This is a genomic window from Marinobacter sp., from assembly GCF_039977835.1.
In the GTDB taxonomy this organism is placed as follows: Bacteria; Pseudomonadota; Gammaproteobacteria; order Pseudomonadales; family Oleiphilaceae; genus Marinobacter.
This window is the reverse complement of the sequence record NZ_JBDWCL010000045.1, coordinates 36,812-57,990: the sequence shown is the minus strand read 5'-3', so window position 1 is coordinate 57,990 and position 21,179 is coordinate 36,812. Positions and strand designations below refer to the sequence as shown.

Here is a 21,179-nt window from a genome sequence, read left to right as displayed (position 1 = left end):
AACATGAATAAAACCAAGGGACAGAATGTCGCACCCATTGATTTAAAACAAGTATGGTGAAAATGATGGGCTTTTACGATGAACGGATACTGCCGCACATTATCGACTGCACCTGCTCGGTAGGGCAGGTAATGAAGCTGCGCAGCCAGGTGGTGCCCCGGGCCTCCGGCACGGTGCTGGAGGTGGGCATGGGCTCCGGTATCAACCTGGAATTCTACAACCCGGAAACTGTCAGCCTGGTTTATGGTCTGGAACCATCCGAAGGGATGCGGCGCAAGGCATTGCCCAACCTGTCACGGTCCCCGGTTACTGTGGAGTGGCTGGATCTTCCCGGAGAGAAAATCCCCCTTCAGGATGAGAGCGTGGATACGGTATTGCTCACCTTCACCCTGTGCACGATTCCCGACTGGCATGCAGCCCTGCAACAGATGAAACGGGTGCTCAGGCCCGGCGGCGAACTGTTGTTCCTGGAGCACGGCCAGGCTCCGGACGCAACGGTGCGCAAATGGCAACACCGTATTACCCCCGCCTGGAAGAAAATCGCCGGCGGCTGCCACCTCAACCGCCCCATTGCAGAGCTCATCCGCGAAACAGGGTTCGAAATTACCGAACTGGAAAACCTCTACATGCCAAAGGCCCCCAGGTTCGCGGGTTATATCTACAAAGGCAGGGCAGAGCGTCCAGGGTAGTGCGGTTGGAAAACCATCCTTATAAACCCAATTGCGTTACCGGGCAGGGCCTTATACAATCCTGCCCCTCAAAACTCCCTCCGAATGCCCGGATGGTGAAATAGGTAGACACAAGAGACTTAAAATCTCTCGACCTTATGGTCGTGCCGGTTCGATTCCGGCTCCGGGCACCATTATTCTGACCAAATCATCACTCAACCTCAGGCTTTGCCCTAGGTCACCCGTGCCTGCCTGTAGCGCCTTACCTCGATCCAGCCGTGGGTGGCGAGTGCAGAAAACACAATCACGCCCCCTATCAGACTGAGGTTTGGCGGTACCTCATCCAGAAACAGCCATACCAGGAATGAGCCCAGCACGGTTTCCAGCAACAACATCAGGCTGACTTCCGCCGCGGGGATGTATCGGGGGCCAATCTGAATAAGAATGCAGGCTGCTGGCAGGAATACCAGGCAGAGCAGGGCGATGAAAAATCCATCCCGTGGCGAAAGAGTCTGCGCGCCTCCCATGAACGCTGCCACGATGGCCAGCGCCAGTGCGCCAAACATCAGCATTACACTCATATCGCAGTCGGGGCGGGAGCGGGCCACGTTGAGATTGGAGGCAAGGGCCGTGGCCGCAATGCCGGCCATCATCAGCCCCAGTGGGTCGCCTTTGCCCCATTCGCCGATCGCCATGAACGTTGCGCCGGTAACGCACACGAGAATGACAACCCAGGTGCGCCAGGGCAGGGTTTCCTTCCAGACCAGCCAGGCGATAAGGGCAGCGATGACCGGGGCGGTGTTGAGGATAACCAGTACGTTGCCGGCGGCGGTATTCTTCATGCCTACAACGAACCCGAGTGTACTGACCGCGAAGGCGCCGGCACAGAACAGGCCCTTGCGCCCACAGCGCCTGATTTCTGTAGTCAGGCGGGAACGGTATCTCAGCCAGCTGATCACCAGGAAGCTGATGGCCAGCAAAAGGCCCCGCCAGAACAGGAATATCACGGGTTCCACCGAAGTAATCTTCACCAGCAGGGCATCCGGAACAATAAACAGCACACCCAGCGCCGCAATGGTCAGGCCTTTTATCCGTGTGGTCTGCAAACCGTTATTCTCCGGTCATGTCGGTGGTGGCGCAGGCCTTTTCCAGCCACGCTATGCAGTTGCTGAAGGTGCGGCTGATGCGGGTCTGATCCCGGATCATGGCCAGGCGTGGCCAGGTGGACTGCTCCCCAAGCCTGATAAACATTTCCAGGTCCGCCCGGCTGGGGTTGGTGAGCACCTTGCGATACAGCAACGGCTGGAACGGGAACTGGATATTGATATCGCCCAGATAGGTCTGAGTGGCCATGGCATGGGCCTGTTCGAGTAATGGGCGCAGTATCGTCGACGACCAGCTGTTACGGGTAAGCTGCAGGGTGGTGGCCACCTGTGCGTGCAACAGTGACGCCGCTGCCTGTTTGGCAGACGCGCTCGGGCCGCGTTCGTGGTGATGGCTTATAAACGGCAGGACGTGTGGATTGGCCTGGCTGACGATGGTGCGGTTTACGTTATGAAGCCGCGCCATGCGCATCAGGGGCAGGTCTCCGTGTACACTGCCGTCAATCCAGCGCTCTGTGGGCATATAGGGTTTACTGCCATTCTTTCCCTTATCACTGTCCCGGGCCTGAAGCGTTACCGGTGGGTAAATGCCAGGTACCGCGCACGACGCCAGGATAGCCGAATCCACCAGAACCTCGGGTGAAGCCAGGTTGTTCAGCAGCCGGGGTTTCTGGCGCGTTCTGGTGGGCGATACCGATATATTCAGAGTGCGGCCGCTGCACTCGGCGGCCTCCCTGAAGCTGGTACTGCCGATGTTGGTATGAATGTGATGGAGCAGCTGTGTCTGGTCCATGGCGTGGCGCTTCCGCCAGATTCTGGCGGGCTCCAGCCAGCGAAACGCGTCCAGATGTATCTCTCCGGGTTGGTTGAAGAAGCGCTCGAGCTCCTCGTTGTTCCGTGTACAGATTGCCCCCGCTACGATGGCGCCCATGCTGGACCCGGCAATAACGTCTGGCAGCAGGCCTTGTTGCCAGAGCGCACGGGTGACCCCGATGTGGTAGATGCCAAAAGCCGCGCCGCCACTGAGCATCAAGGCGGGGCGGCCGTAGACACGCTCGGCATCCTTGAACAGGCGGAGTTTCTGTTGGTCGGTAATGCCGGGCATGTCGTGATCGCAGATGAAGTACATGGAGCGTTCCACTTCATCCAGGAACTCAGTGACCAGATACTTGGTGCCGGTCCAGGCAATTGCATAGAGGTCCGGGTTGGCGATTTCACCCAGATGGCGGTAAAGGCTTTCCTGCAACACGCGTGTCAGGGCGCGAGTGTCGCCTTTTCTTCTGTAGTGCACCATTGCGTCAATGTGTTCGCGAATCAGTGCTTCATGCAGTAGTTCGCAACCGCCTTCTTCCCGCCACGCCAACGTGCCTTCCAGGTCATCCAGCTCGCTGGCGGTGGCAAGCCATTGCTCATAGGACGTGGCTTTGGTGAGTTGCTTTTCCAGTATCCGACGCTGTTTCTTTATTTCGCTCATGGTCTACAGGATACATCAGGAGAGCCGAATACTCCGACCAAAGTCGCTTCGACACTTCTGTTAAGCTGACTGATACTGCAAAATCTGTGAGATTGTCCGCCATCAGAGCGGACATAGGGGGGGTATGATGAGCGATCAGACCGATGTGTTGGTAAAAAAATATACAGAAAACGGCATTACCACGCTCACGATGAATAAGCCGGAACGCCGTAACAGCTTGTCTATGGCCATGCTGGAAGCCTTGTCGGCAGAGCTTGAGGCTGTCTCGGGCGACGCGGAGACTCGCGTGGTGGTGCTTGCTGCAGCCGGGCAGGTATTCTGCGCCGGGCATGATCTGAGGGAAGTTCGTGACCAACTCGGCAGCTATGAATTTCAGCTGAAACTCTTCAACCTGTGCAGCAGGGTAATGCAGCAGATCGTAAATCTGCCCAAACCGGTGATTGCCCGTGTAGCTGGTGTTGCAACCGCAGCTGGCTGCCAGTTGGTGGCCAGTTGTGACCTGGCGGTAGCGGCGGATACAGCGCGTTTTGCCACGCCGGGCGTCAATATTGGTCTGTTCTGCTCAACGCCCATGGTGGCGTTGTCTCGCAATGTGCCCCGCAAACATGCTATGGAAATGTTGCTGACTGGCGAGATGGTGAGTGCTATCAAGGCTGAGCGGATTGGCCTGGTGAACCAGGTGGTGGATGAGCAGGTGCTGGATGAAAGTGTTTACCGTCTTGCCGCTACCATTGCGGGGAAATCAGCCTTCACTCTCAAAATAGGGAAGGAAGCATTCTACCGGCAAATGGAAATGGGGTTGGCCGAGGCCTACGACTACACGTCGGAAGTAATGGCCAATAATCTGCAGGCTGCCGATGCCAGGGAGGGTATCTGTGCATTCCTGGACAAGCGCGCCCCGGACTGGAAAGACGAATAATCCTGCCTAGTGGCAGTCTGACGACTCCAGGGAAAGCCGGTCCCCTGCATCAATGCCATGGCTTTCAAAATAGCCATAGTTCATTTCGAGGGCGAGGTAGAACGGCACTCCTGCCGGATAGGTGGGGCAATCCCTACCGCGATCCGATGGGCACGGAGGCATCTGCTGTATGGCGCCGATAACGCCGTTGCGGTCCATATAGGCAATATCCAGCGGAATCAGAGTGCGATACATCCAGAATCCGTGATCGGCACGCCGCTGGCTGCTGTATACGAACAACATGCCTGCATCCGCTGCCAGCCTTGCTCTCTCCATCAGCCCACGGCTGCGTTCCTCAGAGCTTCTGGCGATCTCCAGGGTAATGGGAATCGCCTGCTGATCGGCTATCAGGCACGCCTGTTTCACCGGCAAGAAGTCATTGTCCGGAAGCGCTGCGAGGCAACCAGAGAACAGCAGAGCGGTCAGCGCGAGAAGAGCCATCCGCGTGGGACGAGCCATCCGCGTGACCCGACCCTCCATCCTGGTCAGACCCGCCGACCTGTGCGCCGGCGTCCGAGTGTTCATCAGGAACGTAACCGGTAACCGGTTTTGAAAATCCACCACACCGCCACCAAGCAGGCGGTGAGGAACAACAAGGTCATGCCCACGCTGATACCCACATGCACGTCAGACACCCCGTAGAACGCCCAACGGAAGCCACTGATCAGGTACACCACCGGATTGAACAGACTGATGGTCTGCCACACTTCCGGCAGCATATCGATGGAGTAGAAGGTGCCACCCAGGAAGACGAGTGGCGTAACGATCATCAGCGGTACAATCTGGAGTTTTTCGAACCCGTCTGCCCAGATGCCGATAATGAACCCGAACAGGCTGAAGGTGATGGCGGTCAACACCAGGAACGCGAACATCCAGAACGGGTGCAGCACGTCGTAATCCACGAACAGCCTGGCGGTTATCAGTATGATCACGCCCAGTATCACCGACTTGGTGGCAGCCGCCCCCACATAGCCCAGCACCACTTCCATGTAGGATACGGGCGCAGACAGCAATTCGTAGATGGTGCCGGAGAACTTCGGCATATAGATGCCAAAAGAGGCATTGGAGATGCTCTGCATCAGCAGGGACAGCATCACCAGTCCGGGAATGATGAAGGCGCCATAGCTGATATTGTCGATATCCCCCATACGGCTGCCAATGGCAGAGCCGAACACCACGAAATACAGGGACGTTGAGATAACAGGCGAAGCCACGCTCTGCATCAGGGTGCGCCGCATGCGGGCCATTTCAAACTTGTAGATTGCACGGACACCGTACAGATTCATTACATCACTCCCGCGTTATTTATTGACCAGGCCCACGAAAATCTCTTCCAGGGAGCTTTCCCTGGTCTGGATATCGCGAAACTCAATGCCCAGATCGCCCAGTGTGCGCAGTAACTTTGCCACTCCGGCCTGTTCCTGCTGGGAGTCAAAGGTGTAAACGAGCTCGTAGCCGTCCCCGGACAGATCCACCGGTTCCAGTATCAGTTCCCCCGGTATCTCTGCAAGCGGGCTTTGCAAGTGCAGGCGCAGTTCCTTTTTACCTAGCTTGGTCATTAGCTGCGTTTTGTCCTCAACGAGGATGATTTCACCGTGGCGTATAACACCGATGCGATCTGCCATCTCCTCAGCTTCTTCGATGTAGTGGGTGGTGAGGATAATGGTGACACCGTCTTCCCTGAGCTTACGGACCATTTCCCACATATCGCGACGCAGCTCCACATCCACCCCGGCGGTTGGCTCGTCAAGGAACAGGATACGAGGCTCGTGGGACAGCGCTTTGGCAATCATCACGCGGCGTTTCATACCTCCGGACAGCGACATGATGCGGTTATTACGCTTGTCCCACAGTGACAGATCCTTGAGGACCTTCTCGATATGGGCGGGCGCCGGTGCTTTGCCGAACAGGCCCCGGCTGAATGAAACGGCGTCCCAGACGGTTTCAAACGAATCCGTGTTGAGCTCCTGGGGGACCAGGCCAATGCTTTCCCGGGCCTTGCGGTAATCCTTGACGATGTCGTACCCCGCCGCTTTTACCTCCCCGTCGGAGAGATTCACAATGCCACAGATAATGCTGATCAATGTGGTCTTGCCGGCACCATTGGGGCCCAGGAGCGCAAAAATTTCACCCGGTTCGATATCCAGGTTGATGTCCTTGAGAGCACTGAAACCATCAGCATAGACTTTGTTGAGGTGCTTTACGGAGATGTCCGGTTGCACGGGCTTATCCTGTTGGTGGTGAATCAAAGCGCGGTATTTTCTCATGACCGGTACTGGTTTAGAAAGCTTTGCCTTGGCAGCAATAATCCCCATAATGCTCCATTAACTTTGGAGGGTTGGTTGTGTTGAGAGCGCTTGTGGCCTTAATTGCCATTGCAGGTGTCGTGGCCCTTGGCCTTTTTGGCCCGCGCTGGCTCATGTTGGATGCCGAAAGCCGCTCCGCTCAGAGCGTCGAAAAGTGTGACGTGCTCTATGATACGTGTCGGTGGACGCAACAGGGCAGTCACTGGGATGCTCATCTGGTGAAAGATGGTGTTCAGGCTGAAGGTACAGAGTACCGGCTGTCGGTAAAAACCAACATGAACCCGGAGAGGTTGCTGGCCGTGCTGCGGGGCGAATCCATGTACATGGGGGAATATCCTGTACCGATGACCAGGGCAGGGGTAGCGGCGGATGGCAGCGGCGAACTCTGGGAAGCCCGTTTTACCGCGCCGTATTGCACCACCGACCGGGAAATGACGTGGAGAATAGACCTGCAAACGGGCATGGATACCAAGCTCGATATGCCGGTGACACTGATCTTCAAGGCAGAGGGCAGTGCCTGACGATGGGATGACAGCCGATCAGGATTGTGTAAAATCACTGAACTGCAATGATTAGCTAGGGAAGCACATATGGATTATGGCGATAGCGTACAAAAGGTTCTGCTCCGGAAAATACAGAAAGCGGAACAGGACTTGCTTCAGTTGAAGCTGGATTATTGTCGCTTTATTTTCGGTTTAACCCATCGCTCCAGGGTGGAGTGTGGTGGCAAGAGCTATATCGTAAGATCTGTGGATGTAGACAGTATGGAGCGCCTGGACGATGGCAGCTTTTCCAGGCCAGCTATCACAGGCGCACCCGCCGATGCCCCGGAAACCGTTGAAGCCCGGGACCTTGGAACGGACTGGGCCCTGGCAGAATCTGCAACCCGCCTCTGAACCAGCCCTGTTCAGATAAATGCGTTGGACGTAATGGCGCTGTATAGACTGCAGGCCGTCGGCACGTGGCGGTGTTCATTCCAGTATTCCGCCCCCTCCACACCATATCGGAAACAGGCCAACAAGGTAGCGCTGCCAGTCAGCGTTGACAGCACCTGTACCGCTTCGGGCTGTCGAAGGCCGGTTTTACGGTTGGCAAGTTGACTTACCAGGGTGACCAGAGCACCTGAGTGGCGTTGTGATTTGTCACACAAAGAACACGCGGCGCCATAGAGCCAGGCAGCAACGTATTCCTTTACGGCGTGTGGGGCTGTGTCGAGTTCCAGGCCCTTTTCACGGCAATGCCGTTCCTGAATGCTCAGCAGTATATGCAACCGGGTGATCAGCTCGCATTTATCCAGTCCCTGACTGGCGAAGCCGCGGCCAGCACTGAATCCCCGTGGCTTGACCGGCTGCGGGGCAGGGGCTTGTGTCGCGAGTTCTGCGTAGGCCGCGGTTGCTGGCTCGAAAGGGTCATTTCGAACCAGTGTCAGCATTCGAAAGGCAAGCAGCAATAACAGAGCAATAAGCCCTAATTCGATCAGTAAAACGAAGCTGGGTGTCATAGGCGTTCCGGGTTAGCTGGGAGTGACTGTTACATCCGTAATCCAGATTGTAACCAAATGTATCCAGGTGCAAGAAGGAAACGGGGGCGAATCAGGCCCCGAGACTGCGGAACTGTGACGTGGTAACCATTGAAAGGGGGCGGGCCTAGCAGGTAGGCATGGTCTGCAGGGCAAGCTTCCTGCGAATAAACCGTCCGAGTATGTCGACACCGATGTTCAGGGAGGCGGTTATCAGGATAAGCACCATGGCCTTGTCGAACTGGATATTCTGGATAGCACTGTCAACATAGAAACCAAGTGTATAGATTCCCAGGATGCCCAGAATGGCGGTTTCCCGCATGATGATCTCCCACCGGTAGAACAGGAACGCCAGAAACGACCGGTAAATACGGGGGACAAGCTCATAGGTGTATCGGTCAAGACCTGAGGGGGCGTCTGGCCGCAGGCGAATGGAACTCGACTGGCGTCCGATCAGGTGGCCAATAATGCCGCCGTTATGCAAGGCAAGCGCTACCACAGCAGGCAGCATGGACGGCCCCCACAATTGCAGCAGAATGTACGCAAGGATGTATTCGGGCGTTGAACGCAGGATAACCAGGAACACGTGGCCGCTCGTCCGCCTTACTGGTCCACCGAAATGGGTAGAGATTAAAGGGAATGCCAGCAGCGCAATAATGCCCGTGGCAACCAGCGCTATCTGGGTAAGTATCACCGTATTCCAGATGCCGGGCAGCGCCTGGTTGACGAAAAGGTCGCCCAGCCAGTTCGCCATACCGGCCCAGCCCTCTTCGTTCTTCAGGGGGGAGGGTACAATATCCTGGGTAAAGAAGCGGGTTACGTTGCCCCAGACGATGGGCATGCCCTCACCGAGAAAAAATGGGGCCCCGAGAATGTACACCGGAAGCAGTTTTGGCTTAACCCACAGCGGCAGTGTGGCAATGAGCACATAGAACAGGATCAGCATGGCGCCGGCGTCGGAGTAGTGCCCCTGGGAGAAGGCGGATTCCAGGTAAAAACCGAGTGTGGGCAGGCCTACAAAGCCCAGGATTGCGCTTGATCTGAGGCCACATTCCAGGCGGTAGGCGGTGTAGGTGCGCATCTGTACCCAGCAGTCCGGGATTCGGGCGAAAAGAAACGCGGAAATTACGCCGGTTCCCGGGGGTAGCAGGCGCCCCGGCTCCGGGTCTGCTTCTTCCAGGATCTCGGAATAGACCTTGGCAAAAATACCGGAGTAGGGAATGGCAATCGCCAGTACCCCTGTCAACGGGTGGAAACCAAAAAACTGGAGGAAAATCAGGGCCCAGAAAAGTTCATGGATGGCCCTGATAAAGGCGCAGAAAATCCGTACCGGATAGGCACGGTAAACCAATGCCAGCAGAAATCCGCACACGCTGCCCAGAGCCACACCCACGAACGCAAACGCAACGGTTCGAAGCAGTGCGGTAGCCAGCCCTTCGGTACTGAAAAAATCCGGAGTTACAACACCAAGGAAAAACCGCCCCAGGTCTTTCCAGGGGTTGGCCGCAGTAATCGCTATATCGGCAAAAACCAGTCCCACCAGGGCAATGGCAGTGAAGATCAGGCTGGCTTTTACGGTTGGCGATGACAACATAAATAGGGGTTCTGGTTCAGTAAAGCGGCATGATGTCAGCCGGGGTCAGCTTTTCGCTGGGTTCGTCCAGGGCGACCTGACCGTCCTGGATACCGACAATCCGTGTGCAATAGGCTAACGCTAACTCTACGTCGTGAAGTGCAATAACGCTGGTCTGGAAACGTTCGTTCAGTAATCGCATTGTCTGGTGAGCCATGGGGCCGTCCAGCGCCGACACGGGCTCGTCGGCCAGCAAAAGACCGGACTGCCGGTAAAGGGCACGGGCAATGGCAACCCTTTGGCGCTGCCCGCCAGAGAGCGAGGCCGCCGGAATCCATGCCTTCTCCGGCATCGCCAACTCGGACAGCAGGTCTTTTATTTCGCGGCTGTCCTTTGCAAACGGGCGCATCAGCGTCACCACGTTGTACCAGGTTGCGTGGGCATCCAGGCGGCCCATGAAAACGTTATGGAAGACGGGCAATGCGTTTACCAGGCCCAGCTCCTGGGGAATCAGTGACGCCAGGCTTTCAACCTGTTGGTATATGAGCCGGATCAATGTCGATTTACCGGCACCGCTACGGCCAACCAGGCCCACTTTTTCGCCCTCTTTTACGCTCAGGGAGAGCGGGCCGATAACCCGCTCTCCGCCAAACGATGCCGTCAGGCCGGTTAGGTCAAATCCTGACATTAATCGATAATTCCGATCTGCTTGCCAACCACCCGGATCGGCTCGTAGGCGTCGTTTGAAACCGGAATAAAACCACTGCGTGGGAAGCTCTCGAGGAGATCGGGATCATCCATTGCAAGCAGGGCTTCCTGAACCCGCCTGGAGAAACCCTCGCCAAACCGTTCATTGACATCACCACGGATAGTCCACTGGTAGTTCGGGTAGGAGGGCGTGGTCCAGATGACTTTAACGGCGCCTGTATCGACATTGCCGTTTTCCATTTCCTTGTCCCACACAGAGAAGTTGATCGCGCCAACGTCGTAGGTTCCAGCCTCGACAAGACGAAGCGTGCGGGTGTGGTTACCGCTGAAACCAACGCGTGCAAAGATATCTTCCGGGCCCTCATCAAACGCTTCACGAATGTAGTACTCCGGAATCAGGCGGCCGGAGGTGGAACCCTTGGATCCAAAGGTAAAGGTTTTGCCACGGAGTTCCTCCGAAAGGTTCTCCATCTCATCAAGCCCCGTGCTCTTATGGGCGATAAAGTGAGTGTAGAACGCCTTGTCCTCGACACCCTGGGCAATTGCTTCAGAACCTGGCACCAGTTCCCGTGCCTGAACGCCTGAAAGGCCGCCGAACCAGGCCAGTTGAACCTGGTTGTTTCTGAACGCCGAAATGGCCGCGGCATAGGATTTCACCGGAATATAACGAACGTCCACCTCGAGCTCCCCGGACAGGTAGTCGGCGATACCCTGGAAGCGTTCAACCAGTTTGGTCTCGTCTTCATCCGGGATGGCCGTAAATACCAGGGTTTCCGCCGAAGCTGTGGTAGATGCAACAAAAGTCAGTAAGCTGGCTACAGCTAACTTCCGTATCAGGTTAAGTGGCATTTGGATTTCCTTATGTTTGATTCCTGAATGGAGCGCGTCAGGATAACGTGATTTACCTCAACTCTGAACATCTATACGATTCAATGCCCTGAACAGGTTATGGGATAGCCATCAAAAAAACAGAAAACGCCCCGGAGCGATGTATCCATGAATATAACAATAGTCACGCCAGCACCTCCGGGGTCCCGGGCTGGCAACCGGGCAACCGCCGAGCGCTGGAAACAGTTGCTCGACCAGGCGGGCCATCGTGCTGATGTGGTAACAGAGTACCAGGGAGCATCCTGCGACCTGTTTATTGCACTGCACGCCTGGAGAAGTCATGAAGCGGTTGTCCATTTCCGGGCCGAACATCCGAATACGCCGTTGATTGTTGTGCTGACGGGCACCGACATCTATGACCATCAACACCGATTCCCCGAAATAACCCATGAATCCATGGCGTTGGCAGATTGTCTCATCGGCCTTCACCACCGGGTCAGTCAGGACATTCCCGAGCGTTTCACTCATAAGCTGACGACCGTACTCCAGTCTGCGGATAACCCCGGGCAGGTATCAGAGCCGAAAAAGGGCTTTGATATCTGCGTTGTTGGTCATCTCCGCGACGAAAAAGACCCTCTACGTGCAGCATTGGCAGCACGCCGGCTGCCGGAAGCCTCCACCATTCGCATCATCAATGCTGGCAAGGCCCATACGCCGGAGTGGGAACACAAGGCGCTGGCTGAGCAGAACGTAAATCCGCGCTTCCAGTGGCTTGGCGAAGTGGAAAAGCCTGCCGTCCTCCAGTTGATGAAGCGATCCCGCGCCATGGTGATCAGTTCAGTGATGGAAGGCGGCGCCAATGTGGTGTCTGAAGCATGCCGCGCCGGCCTGCCGGTTATTGCTTCCAGCATTTCGGGTAATATCGGTCTTCTGGGTAAGGACTACCCGGGGTATTTCCCTGTAGGTGATGACACCGAACTGGCCAGACTGTTACAGCAGGCGGAAAATGTCCCTGAATTTCTGGCAGAAATTGAGGATCGAGTGGCGAAGCTGGCCGGCGCCTTTACCCCGGAATCAGAGCAGGCTGCCTTGCTGGCAGCCATTGACAGGGCAGTGGCCGGGCGCCCCCGGCTCAATCCCTGAGGCTGATTGGCTCGATAGGGCCGCTCTCGTCCTGGGGCAATACCCGCCCAATAACCGCGGTATGCGGGTAACCCAGGGCCTTGAGCTCATCGACACAGGCTTCGGCCTGCTCAGCCGGCACACTGGCTAACAAACCGCCCGCAGTCTGGGGATCGAAGATCAACGGATAACGAGGGTGCTTCACCCACTTTTCCTGATCTCGGATACCGCGCCGCAGTCGGATATTGGCAGGCTGGAGCGAGCTGAGGATGCCGGCGGCTGCGGTTTCCTCGGCGCCGGCCAGGATCGGAATCGAGCCCAGGTCCAGCTCCGCATCCACACCTGATGGCCGGGTCATTTCCACGAGATGCCCCAGCAGGCCAAAACCGGTAACGTCTGTACAGGCTTTCGAGCCATAGCGGCGCAGGCATTCCGCCGCCGCCTTATTGGACTGCATCATTGAGGCCAGCGCTGCATCAATCCAGCGGCCTCTGGCTTCCAGCCTGGCGTGGGCAGCAAACAGGGTGCCGGTACCAATGGGTTTGGTCAGCAGCAGAACATCTCCCGCCCGCAAGCCACCTTTGCTCATTACCTCGCCAGGATCAATCAGGCCATTAACCGCAAAACCCAGTGCCAGTTCGCGGCCTTCGCCGGTATGACCGCCAACCAGGGCACAACCGGCTTCGTTGAGCACTTCCACGGCGCCGGACATCATTTGGTAAACAATGTCCTCCACCTTGGACTCAATGCCATAGGGCACGGTTGCAACGGCGGTGGCACTCTGGGCTTCCGCACCCATCGCAAACACGTCACCCAGGGCGTGGTTAGCAGCAACTTTGCCAAACACATAGGGGTCATCAATAAATGCACGGAAGAAATCGACGGTATGCACAACCGCCTTACCGGGCGGCACCGTAAGCACCGCCGCGTCGTCGGGCGCATGCAGGCCGATAAGGATGTCATCCCGCTCAATGGGACGTAGTTCGCCAAGAGCCCGTGACAATACCGTGCTGCCCACTTTGGCGCCGCATCCGCCACACCGCATGGCAACCGCGGATATGGCCTGGGAAGCTTCCTCAGCGTTTTGTGCGGCACCGGTGTCGGGCAGGGCGGCGTTCTCTTCCATGGCCGGCAGTTCGTTGAATTTTGCCATGAAGCGCTTATCGATGTGGTTCTTCCAGCGCCAGACCCATTTGCCCGCAACAGACATGTCCCCGCGAGACGCCACCGCAAATTTGTCACCCGTGCTGATCAATGCCAGCCACTTTTTCTGGGGGCTGAAGGGTTTGACGGACTTGCCCAGTGCGTGCCGCCTGAGGTTATCCGCCAGGGGGCGGCCTTGGCGCACGGCAAATACACCGGCTTTCTCGCGGGGGTGATTGACAACATTGGCGATATCGCCAACGGCGAAAATATCGTCGTCGGTTTCCGTCTGCAGAGTATCTTTTACCCGGATAAAACCACCGTCGTCCAGGGCCAGCCCGGTGTCATTCAACCACTGTGGGCCACCAGCACGAGTTACCCAGAGTACCTCGTCCACGGTGTGCGTTTCACCGGATTCCGTGGTCAGGTGGCCTGTCTCGACTTTGGAGACAGCATCTCCCAGATGAACCTTCACCCCGCGGCTGGCCAGCTTATCGGCAAATACCGCGCGCACCTTTGCATTATGGGTGGGGAGTATCTGGCTTTCCGCATCAAACAGGTGGAAGTGCAGCTGGTCAGGGTCGTGGCCACGTATATCAAGTTCGTTCCGGAGCCGGAACTGCATAGCAAGAGTCAGCTCCACACCGCCCGCGCCGGCGCCAACCACGGCGACCGACATCGGGCCTTCGTGATTCTCGAGTCGGGAAAGGAGCGACAGCCAGCGGTTATTGAAACCGTTAATGGGCTTGACCGGAACTGCATGCTCACTGGCGCCCTCCACGTCCCCAACGCGGGGCGAGGAGCCAATGTTCACCGACAGAATGTCGTACGGCACATCCGGCCGAGACCGGCAATTGACGCGCTTGCTGTTACGGTCAATGCCGATGGCTTCGTCACGGTAGAAACGGGCACCGGCGAATTCCGCCAGTTTGCTAAGGTCAATGTGAACATCGTCATAGCTGTAGTGCCCGGCAACATAGCCAGGCAACATTCCCGAGTAGGGCGTATGAGTGTCACGACAGATCAGGGTGAGGCGGACACCCGGTACGGGTTTCATGGCGAAACGCTTGAGAACCCCGACGTGGCTGTGCCCGCCGCCAACCAGGACGATATCCCGTAATACAGGCTGTTCGGATTGTTGCATCAAATGACTTTCTTGGCTTCGTCACTGAAGGTGCTGAACCCCTTCACCTTTGAAAACGCCTGCAGTTTTTCCTGGTCCGCCGCAGATGGGTTGGCAATCTGATCCACCGAGGTAATACCCGCTTCGTTCATCTTGCGGGCAGTGGCGGGGCCAATGCCTTTTACCTGTGTCAGGTCGCTCTTATCCTTCGGCTTTGGTGCGCGTTTTGGCGCAGCCTGTTTTTTCGCCGTGGCCGCTGCCTTCTGGGGTGCAGGTTTTGCAGCAGACGCCGGATTTCTGGCGGCAGTAGCTGTCTTGGGTTTGGCTGCCTTTTTCGTTGTTGATGACTTTTTGGCAGCGGGCTTTTTGGCGGTCGTTTTAGTGGAGGCGGCTTTTTTCGGAGCAGCTTTCGAATTAGTAGAGGGGGCTTTCTTCGAAGCTTTGCCTGCGGCTTGCTTTACCTCCCCTTTGGCTTCCTTGCTGGCCATGCCAAGTCGATCCAGAATGTTGTTCTGCAGTTCGTGGAACTCTCCCAGGCGGCGCTCATATTCGTCGCTGAAGCGCTTCATTTCCCGGTCACGAAGCTCATCGAGTTCTTTCAGTAGCTTGCGCACCGGCTCCTGAATCTGGTTCTGAAGACCGTCAAACTGTTTGAGAGCGTCGTTGATCAGCTTTTCGATCTGGGATGACGTCTTTTCAAACTCCTTGTTCACTTTTTTGACAACTTTATCAACATTCTGCTTTTTGGCTTTCTTGGCCATGAGGATCGTCTCCTTACAGTACGGTTTGTTTCGTGTGAGCGTGTGATTTCAGGCCATTTGACGGAGGCCCGAGGCAGGCCCGGATGAACGTCTGGATTTCAGCAACTGCTTCTTCTTTACAACATCCCGAATTCGCTTGAGCTTGTCTGTCAGAGCAGGCGATGCCTGTCCATTAAGTTCTACAAAATCAATAGAATAGAAGAAGTTGCTGCAGTGTTTTCTACGCTCAGTAACAAGCCCGGAGATACCATCGGCCCGGATGTTATCAAAAGGCATTTCCATGATCAGGTCGAGAACAACCGTATCGCCCGGGTTGAACAGTTTGTCGGTTTTCATCACACAGCCAAAATTGTCCAGTTCGAACAGAGCGGCCTCAACCCGCTCACGACGGAACAGGCCCCGCCTGACATGAAACTGTGCAACAAGATCCGGTAGTGCTTCGTTCATTTACAAGTGATCTCTGGTTTGTTCCGGGGAAGCGACCTGATGGTACATGGTTAAACAATAGCCACTACCCGACTGTTTGGCAACGTGTTCAGTGTCATACGATAGAGCTCTCAGACAGTTCTTCAACTCTCGGTATTATTTTGGCCTTTCTGTATCGTATTCAGAGCGTATATATCCGTGCGCCGGTCCTTCAGGTTGGTGACGGACCCCTCGTTGCGCACCAGCTTGAGTTTCTCAAGATCCATGTCCGAGAACATGATCATCTCCGTGTTCGGGGTGGTTTCTGCCATGACGGCATCATGGGGAAAGGCGAAGTCCGACGGCGAGAACACCGAAGACTGAGCATACTGAACATCAAGGTTCTCAACCTTTGGCAGGTTTCCAACGCTACCGGTGATCACCACGTAACACTCGTTTTCAATGGCTCGAGCCTGGGCACAATGGCGAACCCGCAGATAGCCGTTCTTGGTATCGGTCCAGAAGGGCACCAGAATAATGTCCACCTCGTCGCTGGCTGCCAGTCGCCCGAGCTCCGGGAACTCGATGTCGTAGCAGATCATGATGGCCACCCGGCCGGCGTCTGTGTCGAACACCTGGAACTTTTCGCCACCTTCGATTACCCAGTCCCGCCGTTCATGGGGCGTGATATGGATTTTACGCTGTTCGTCCACGCGACCGTCCCGATGGCAGAGGTAGGAGACGTTATACACCCGGTCATTTTCCAGCAGCGGCATGGAACCGGTAATGATGTTGATGTTGTAGCTGACAGCCATTTCTGACATCTGATTGCGGAACTGCTCGGTAAAGCCCGCCAGGAAGCGGATTGCCCGGGTCTGGTCCATCTGGTCGGTCAGGCCCATTAACGGCGCGTTGAAGAATTCCGGGAACAGTGCGAAATCGCTTTTGTAATCAGACAGCGCGTCCACGAAATACTCGACTTGCTCCAGCACCTCGTCCACGGAAGTGAACTCACGCATCTGCCATTGCACGGCGCCCAGCCGCACCTGGGTCTTCTTGACACTCAGTACCGGTGAGGGTGGGGTGTAAAGAATATTCCGCCACTCCAGTAGCGTTGCATAGCCCAGAGACTTCTCATCTTCCGGCAGGTATTTGTGCATCAGACGGGTAACCTGGAAGTCGTTGGACAACTGGAAACTGAGGATCGGATCGTAGATGTCCTTGCGATCCACCCGCTGAATATATTCTTCGGGGGAATACTGGTCCGAATACTTGTGGTAGCCCGGAATCCGGCCACCCGCCAGGATAGCCCGCAGATTCATCGAGCGGCAGAGTTCCTTGCGGGCTTCATAAAGCCGCCGCCCGAGACGGTAACCGCGATAATCCGGGTGAATAAACACGTCCAGCCCGTACAGGGAATCGCCATTGGCGTTGTGCCAGATCTTTTCGTTACGCAGGATCAGGTCATCGTAGGTGTGGGGGTTGCTGAACCGTTCATATTTGACGGAGACGGTCAGCGCCACTGCGATCAGGTCTCCGGATTCCTCAATGCATATCTGGCCGTCCGGGAACTGCTCAACCAGCGCCTTGATGGTTTCCTCGGGCCAGGCACCGCCAATATCGTCGTAAACCCGGTCCATCAGCTGCTGGAGTTGGGGGTAGTCATCAATAGTAAGGTTACGAAGGTTAAGGTGAAGTTCTTCGTGGGCCATAGACGGCGGCTCCGGTTGGATGACGAGTAAAGGACGCAGACAGAGTGCGTTGAATAAAGACCCTATTTTATCAGATCACGCTAAAGACTTCGCCGCAAAGGCCGAAAACAACCATGAACAGAACGCAGGTTGCGAAGGTGGCAAGCTTACGCCTCCTGTGCACAACGAATCAAAAGGACCCGGATAATGAATCTGAGTTTCGGCCAGAAGTTGCTGATAGCCTTCGGAATTTTGCTAGTGCTGGTTATGGGGGCATTCACCATAAGTGGCAACCTGAGGCTGCAGAGCACCACAGACACCTATGTGGAGGCGCTGATCGATGACGCAGTTGCACAAAGTACGTCCAGTATTGCGGATTGGCTCAATACACGGCTGACGATGACCGAAGCGACCGCGAAAGCCCTTGAGTCCGTCACTGCGGATGAAGAGGCCCGGGTGATTCTGGCAGCAGCCACTACCGGTGGCGGTTTTATCGATGTGTATATCGGGCGTGACGATGGCTACATGCTGATGAAAGACGACGCCTCTGAAGCCGACCTTCCGGATGACTTTGACCCGCGCACCCGTCCCTGGTTCAAGCAGGCAAAACAGACCGGCACTGCTTCGTTTACCGAACCCTATCTGGATGCTGGCACAGGCGGCACCATCATTTCGACCCTTGCGCCGGTAAAGCGCGGAGACTTTGAGGGCGTGATCGGCGGCGACATTGCACTGAAAACCATAGAGCAGGCCCTTTCCGCCATTACCCTTGCTGATACCGGGTATGCCGCACTGATAAGTGATGACGGCACCGTGCTTTTCCACCCGGACCAGGCGCTGGTAGGCAAGAAAATCAGCAAACTGCTTGGTGAAGCTCCGCAGCTTGACGGCGAGACCCACCGCTACGAGTCAGATGACCTCAGCTGGACGGCCAGTTTCCACCCCATTGCCGGTGCTCGTGGTGTTGACTGGTATCTCGGCACCTTTGTCAACGAAGACAAGATCAATGCCCCGGTACAGGCGGCACGTGTGACAGGGCTGATCATTGCCGTTATCGGCCTGCTGGTGTCGCTGGTTGTGCTGCACTTCGGCATACGTGTACTGATGACCCCGGTCAGGAATCTGAATCGTGCCATGTCATCGATCGCCAGTGGCGAAGCCGATCTGACCAAGCGCCTGGATGACAGTGCCAACGATGAATTCGGAACACTGGCTCGGGAATTCAACAGTTTTGTCGGCAATATCCAGAATGTTGTCCGGGATGTTCAGGAGGGCGCAGCAGAGCTGGGAGATAACGTGGCCTCGCTGCGGGAGACCGCCAGCACCAGCCGCAACAGTGTGGAGAAGCAGCAGGCAGAAGTCGATATGGTGGCCACTGCGATCAACGAAATGTCTGCGGCGGCCGGTGAGATCGCCCAGAACGCCCTACAGACGGCAGATGCCGCCAATACTGCTGACACAGACAGCCGCGCCTCGCTGGAAACCGTTGCCGCTTCCAGGGATGCCGTTCAGAAACTGTCGAAAGAGATTAACGCGGCCGCTGAAGTGATCGACAAACTTGGTAAGGACGTGACTGATATCACCTCGGTGCTTGAGGTGATTCAGGGTATCGCCGAGCAGACGAATCTTCTGGCTCTGAATGCTGCCATTGAGGCAGCAAGGGCAGGGGATGCCGGGCGCGGTTTTGCCGTTGTGGCAGACGAAGTGCGCAACCTTGCACGCCGCACCCAGGACAGCACCGAAGAAATCAACAACATGATCGGGCGTCTGCAGAGCGGCGCCAACAACGCGGTGGACGTGATGAAAGCATCCACTGCTGTTTCCAACGTCAGTATGGAAAAAGCCCAGGACGCCATGGAAGCACTAAACCGGATTGCAGAGGCGATCACCTCAATCAGTCAGATGACGTCCCAGATTGCTACGGCCTCTGAGGAGCAGACCTCGGTCACCGAAGAGCTGAACTCCTCCATCACCCGCATTGCGGATGAGGGCCAGGAGGCTGCGAAGGCAGCCAGCGAGAACGATGTATACAGCGGGCAGATCGAGGCAATTGGAACAACGCTGCGCCAGAACGTTTCAAGGTTCAAAGTCTGATCCGGTTTCATCTGGCGGCGACAGGATCCGGATGCGCTGCTGGAGCTTCCTGAGGGTGTGGCGACCGATGGACCATGACTCCTCGGTCAAATAGGGGTTGTTAAGGACCAGTACCTTTCGTTCTTCGAGGTGCAGTTCTTTCATTGCCCTGCCGTAAAAATGATCAAGGTACCGGCCAAAACTGCCGTCGTGAATCGCCCGTTCCATACCCAGTTGCAAACGATGGGCGGTCTCGTGGTTACGCCGGCTGACAAAAAAGTAGGAGGGCATGGGGTAAGCAATGAGGAGATCCGGCTCAATGACCAGATCCATGTTGCCTTGCAGTTCCAGATCAAACAGAACTTCGCTGACACCTCGTGCGAAACATTCGAACCGGTGATTTTCCAGCATCCTGAAAAGAATTTCATACCGTGAATGGGTAATGACCGTTACCCCATTGGCCTCGAGAACGGCCGTATCAGGCCAGTGGCTACCCTGGCCAATGCGTATTCCGGCTTCCTGCAAATCTGAAATGCTGTTGATGCCTTCGAACATCGACAGGGACTCCTGCATGACCACACAGACCCTGAACCCCAGTAACCCTCCGTCAATCGGGACGGGGATGGCCCGCAGGCTGGCCTCCCGCTCATCCGACGTAGCGACATTTGCAATGTCTACCAGCGCGGAGCCCGGCTGTTCCAGCTCGCGGACAACCCGGCCCTGCGCCATCTCCGGGCTGCGGCTAATGTTGAAAGGTCCGTACTCAGGGGTTTTCTGGAAAGCAAGGGCAACCAGCGCACGAATAGGCGGGCTGTCGTAGCTCCGGTACCACAGGCGGTATTCGGTCACAGCGGGGGCACTTGCCAGGCCCGCGGTGGGGTGTTCCGCAGACAATACGAGGCCGGCGCCCGAGCACCCGTATATCAGGCCTATCAGTATCCAACCTGCCAAGCCCGATTTCATGGGGCCTTGTCTCCCGCTTCCATTCACTCTCTCCTACCGCCGTATTTGGCGACACCTGAGCAGTTTAGGTGAATTTTCCGACCACAACAGGAATTGGTAACTGAAACTGGCAAAAAAAGTTGCGATGGTTCCGGCCTCCCTGTAAATATCTACGCCTGTTGGTCCGGCCTGCCGGAAATATTGCGTTCAGGAGAGCAAAGTCATGACATTAATCGATAACCTGATTGGTGCAACGGGGCAGTGGGTGTCTTCATCGGATCCGGGAGCGAAAATTACCCGGCCGCTGGCCTGGCTGCGGAAAACCAGTGGTTATGCCGCTGTGAACCGGATTATCGGGCTGTCGATTCCGTTTGCACCGCGCAACGGTTTCAGTGTGGAAGAGGTAAGGCCGGGGTTCGTGAAGGCGAAGATTCGCCTCAAGGGCAACAAGAATCACTTTGGCAGCCTTTATGCCGGCGCATATTTCCTCGTGGCGGAAATCCCCGGTGGCGTACTTGCCCTGTTTGACCTGGGCCCGGCCTATACTCCGATTCTGAAAGAGATGACCCTGCAATTCCTTCAGCCGGCCAATTCGGATGTGTTTGTAGAGTTTTCGCTGGATGAGGCGACCGTTGAAGCCATCAAGGCGGAAGCGGACCAGACCGGCCGGGCGGCGTTTGCACTGGAGGGAACTCTGTACGACCAGGAAGGCAATCACGTAGCTACGTCTATTGCCCAGTATCGGGTTCGCAAGAAGGGGTTCAAGGCACCTTAGTTCAGCA

The 21,179-nt window shown here is 56.3% G+C and carries 21 protein-coding genes and 1 tRNA gene; 8 read left to right on the top strand and 14 right to left on the bottom strand.

What is annotated here, in order from left to right; genetic code table 11:
- The first annotated feature begins 65 nt into the window (after nt 1–65).
- Nucleotides 66–689, top strand: coding sequence for a class I SAM-dependent methyltransferase (locus ABJM11_RS14505; RefSeq protein WP_348295629.1), 624 nt, complete (start codon nt 66–68; stop codon nt 687–689).
- Between the two features lie 86 nt (nt 690–775).
- Nucleotides 776–862, top strand: a tRNA-Leu gene (locus ABJM11_RS14500).
- 39 nt (nt 863–901) lie between these two features.
- Here the strand turns inward: ABJM11_RS14500 and ABJM11_RS14495 are convergent.
- Both ABJM11_RS14495 and ABJM11_RS14490 read right to left on the bottom strand, forming a co-directional pair.
- Entirely contained in the window at nt 902–1,774 is an 873-nt protein-coding gene (locus ABJM11_RS14495; RefSeq protein WP_348295628.1) for a DMT family transporter, read from the bottom strand.
- Nucleotides 1,775–1,778: 4 nt separating this feature from the next.
- Nucleotides 1,779–3,245 carry a patatin-like phospholipase family protein gene (locus tag ABJM11_RS14490; RefSeq protein WP_348295627.1) on the bottom strand — a complete coding sequence of 489 codons (1,467 nt, stop codon included), beginning with the start codon at nt 3,243–3,245 and terminating at the stop codon, nt 1,779–1,781.
- 127 nt (nt 3,246–3,372) lie between these two features.
- Between ABJM11_RS14490 and ABJM11_RS14485 the strand changes: the two genes are divergently transcribed.
- Nucleotides 3,373–4,164 carry an enoyl-CoA hydratase gene (locus tag ABJM11_RS14485; protein WP_348295626.1) on the top strand — a complete coding sequence of 264 codons (792 nt, stop codon included), beginning with the start codon at nt 3,373–3,375 and terminating at the stop codon, nt 4,162–4,164.
- Nucleotides 4,165–4,170: 6 nt separating this feature from the next.
- Here the strand turns inward: ABJM11_RS14485 and ABJM11_RS14480 are convergent, their stop codons facing one another.
- From ABJM11_RS14480 to ABJM11_RS14470, 3 genes are all read right to left on the bottom strand, one after another.
- Entirely contained in the window at nt 4,171–4,662 is a 492-nt protein-coding gene (locus tag ABJM11_RS14480; RefSeq protein ID WP_348295625.1) for a DUF192 domain-containing protein, read from the bottom strand.
- A 65-nt stretch (nt 4,663–4,727) separates the two neighbouring features.
- Nucleotides 4,728–5,489 carry an ABC transporter permease gene (locus ABJM11_RS14475; protein WP_348295624.1) on the bottom strand — a complete coding sequence of 254 codons (762 nt, stop codon included), beginning with the start codon at nt 5,487–5,489 and terminating at the stop codon, nt 4,728–4,730.
- A gap of 15 nt (nt 5,490–5,504) precedes the next feature.
- On the bottom strand, nt 5,505–6,425 hold the full coding sequence (locus tag ABJM11_RS14470) for an ABC transporter ATP-binding protein (RefSeq protein ID WP_348295623.1): 921 nt from the start codon (nt 6,423–6,425) through the stop codon (nt 5,505–5,507).
- A gap of 122 nt (nt 6,426–6,547) precedes the next feature.
- On the opposite strand from ABJM11_RS14470, the gene ABJM11_RS14465 reads away from it, so the two are divergent.
- Together ABJM11_RS14465 and ABJM11_RS14460 are read left to right on the top strand one after the other, a co-directional pair.
- Entirely contained in the window at nt 6,548–7,030 is a 483-nt protein-coding gene (locus ABJM11_RS14465) for a hypothetical protein (RefSeq protein WP_348295622.1), read from the top strand.
- A gap of 69 nt (nt 7,031–7,099) precedes the next feature.
- On the top strand, nt 7,100–7,405 hold the full coding sequence (locus tag ABJM11_RS14460; RefSeq protein WP_348295621.1) for a hypothetical protein: 306 nt from the start codon (nt 7,100–7,102) through the stop codon (nt 7,403–7,405).
- Nucleotides 7,406–7,416: 11 nt separating this feature from the next.
- Here the strand turns inward: ABJM11_RS14460 and ABJM11_RS14455 are convergent, their stop codons facing one another.
- The 4 genes from ABJM11_RS14455 to ABJM11_RS14440 all read right to left on the bottom strand — a co-directional run bounded on the left by ABJM11_RS14455 (nt 7,417) and on the right by ABJM11_RS14440 (nt 11,158).
- The gene (locus ABJM11_RS14455) at nt 7,417–8,010 is read right to left on the bottom strand and encodes a hypothetical protein (RefSeq protein WP_348295620.1); all 594 of its coding nucleotides are present in this window, start codon (nt 8,008–8,010) and stop codon (nt 7,417–7,419) included.
- A 145-nt stretch (nt 8,011–8,155) separates the two neighbouring features.
- Nucleotides 8,156–9,622, bottom strand: a complete 1,467-nt coding sequence (locus ABJM11_RS14450) for an ABC transporter permease (protein ID WP_348295619.1) — start codon at nt 9,620–9,622, stop codon at nt 8,156–8,158.
- A 16-nt stretch (nt 9,623–9,638) separates the two neighbouring features.
- Entirely contained in the window at nt 9,639–10,289 is a 651-nt protein-coding gene (locus tag ABJM11_RS14445) for an ATP-binding cassette domain-containing protein (protein ID WP_348295618.1), read from the bottom strand.
- Nucleotides 10,289–11,158, bottom strand: a complete 870-nt coding sequence (locus ABJM11_RS14440) for a putative selenate ABC transporter substrate-binding protein (protein ID WP_348295617.1) — start codon at nt 11,156–11,158, stop codon at nt 10,289–10,291. Before ABJM11_RS14440 ends, ABJM11_RS14445 begins: the two co-directional genes overlap by 1 nt.
- A 147-nt stretch (nt 11,159–11,305) precedes the next feature.
- Between ABJM11_RS14440 and senB the strand changes: the two genes are divergently transcribed.
- Entirely contained in the window at nt 11,306–12,280 is a 975-nt protein-coding gene (senB, locus tag ABJM11_RS14435) for a selenoneine biosynthesis selenosugar synthase SenB (RefSeq protein WP_348295616.1), read from the top strand.
- Here the strand turns inward: senB and selD are convergent.
- The 4 genes from selD to ABJM11_RS14415 all read right to left on the bottom strand — a co-directional run bounded on the left by selD (nt 12,270) and on the right by ABJM11_RS14415 (nt 17,403).
- On the bottom strand, nt 12,270–14,546 hold the full coding sequence (gene selD, locus ABJM11_RS14430) for a selenide, water dikinase SelD (RefSeq protein ID WP_348295615.1): 2,277 nt from the start codon (nt 14,544–14,546) through the stop codon (nt 12,270–12,272). The two genes, senB and selD, sit on opposite strands and share 11 nt — an antisense overlap.
- Nucleotides 14,546–15,286 (bottom strand): helix-hairpin-helix domain-containing protein, encoded by a 741-nt coding sequence (locus tag ABJM11_RS14425; protein ID WP_348295614.1) that lies wholly within the window; start codon nt 15,284–15,286, stop codon nt 14,546–14,548. Before ABJM11_RS14425 ends, selD begins: the two co-directional genes overlap by 1 nt.
- Nucleotides 15,287–15,334: 48 nt before the next feature.
- A complete protein-coding gene (locus ABJM11_RS14420; protein WP_348295613.1) occupies nt 15,335–15,733 on the bottom strand; it encodes a hypothetical protein in 399 nt (132 codons plus the stop codon).
- 122 nt (nt 15,734–15,855) lie between these two features.
- Complete coding sequence (locus ABJM11_RS14415; protein ID WP_348295612.1) at nt 15,856–17,403, bottom strand: bifunctional GNAT family N-acetyltransferase/carbon-nitrogen hydrolase family protein; 1,548 nt, start codon at nt 17,401–17,403, stop codon at nt 15,856–15,858.
- A gap of 186 nt (nt 17,404–17,589) precedes the next feature.
- On the opposite strand from ABJM11_RS14415, the gene ABJM11_RS14410 reads away from it, so the two are divergent.
- Entirely contained in the window at nt 17,590–19,476 is a 1,887-nt protein-coding gene (locus ABJM11_RS14410; protein ID WP_348295611.1) for a methyl-accepting chemotaxis protein, read from the top strand.
- Here ABJM11_RS14410 and ABJM11_RS14405 read toward each other — a convergent pair.
- Complete coding sequence (locus ABJM11_RS14405) at nt 19,459–20,418, bottom strand: hypothetical protein (RefSeq protein WP_348295610.1); 960 nt, start codon at nt 20,416–20,418, stop codon at nt 19,459–19,461. The genes ABJM11_RS14410 and ABJM11_RS14405 overlap by 18 nt on opposite strands.
- 202 nt (nt 20,419–20,620) lie before the next feature.
- On the opposite strand from ABJM11_RS14405, the gene ABJM11_RS14400 reads away from it, so the two are divergent.
- On the top strand, nt 20,621–21,172 hold the full coding sequence (locus tag ABJM11_RS14400) for a DUF4442 domain-containing protein (protein WP_348295609.1): 552 nt from the start codon (nt 20,621–20,623) through the stop codon (nt 21,170–21,172).
- Nucleotides 21,173–21,179: the final 7 nt, after the last annotated feature.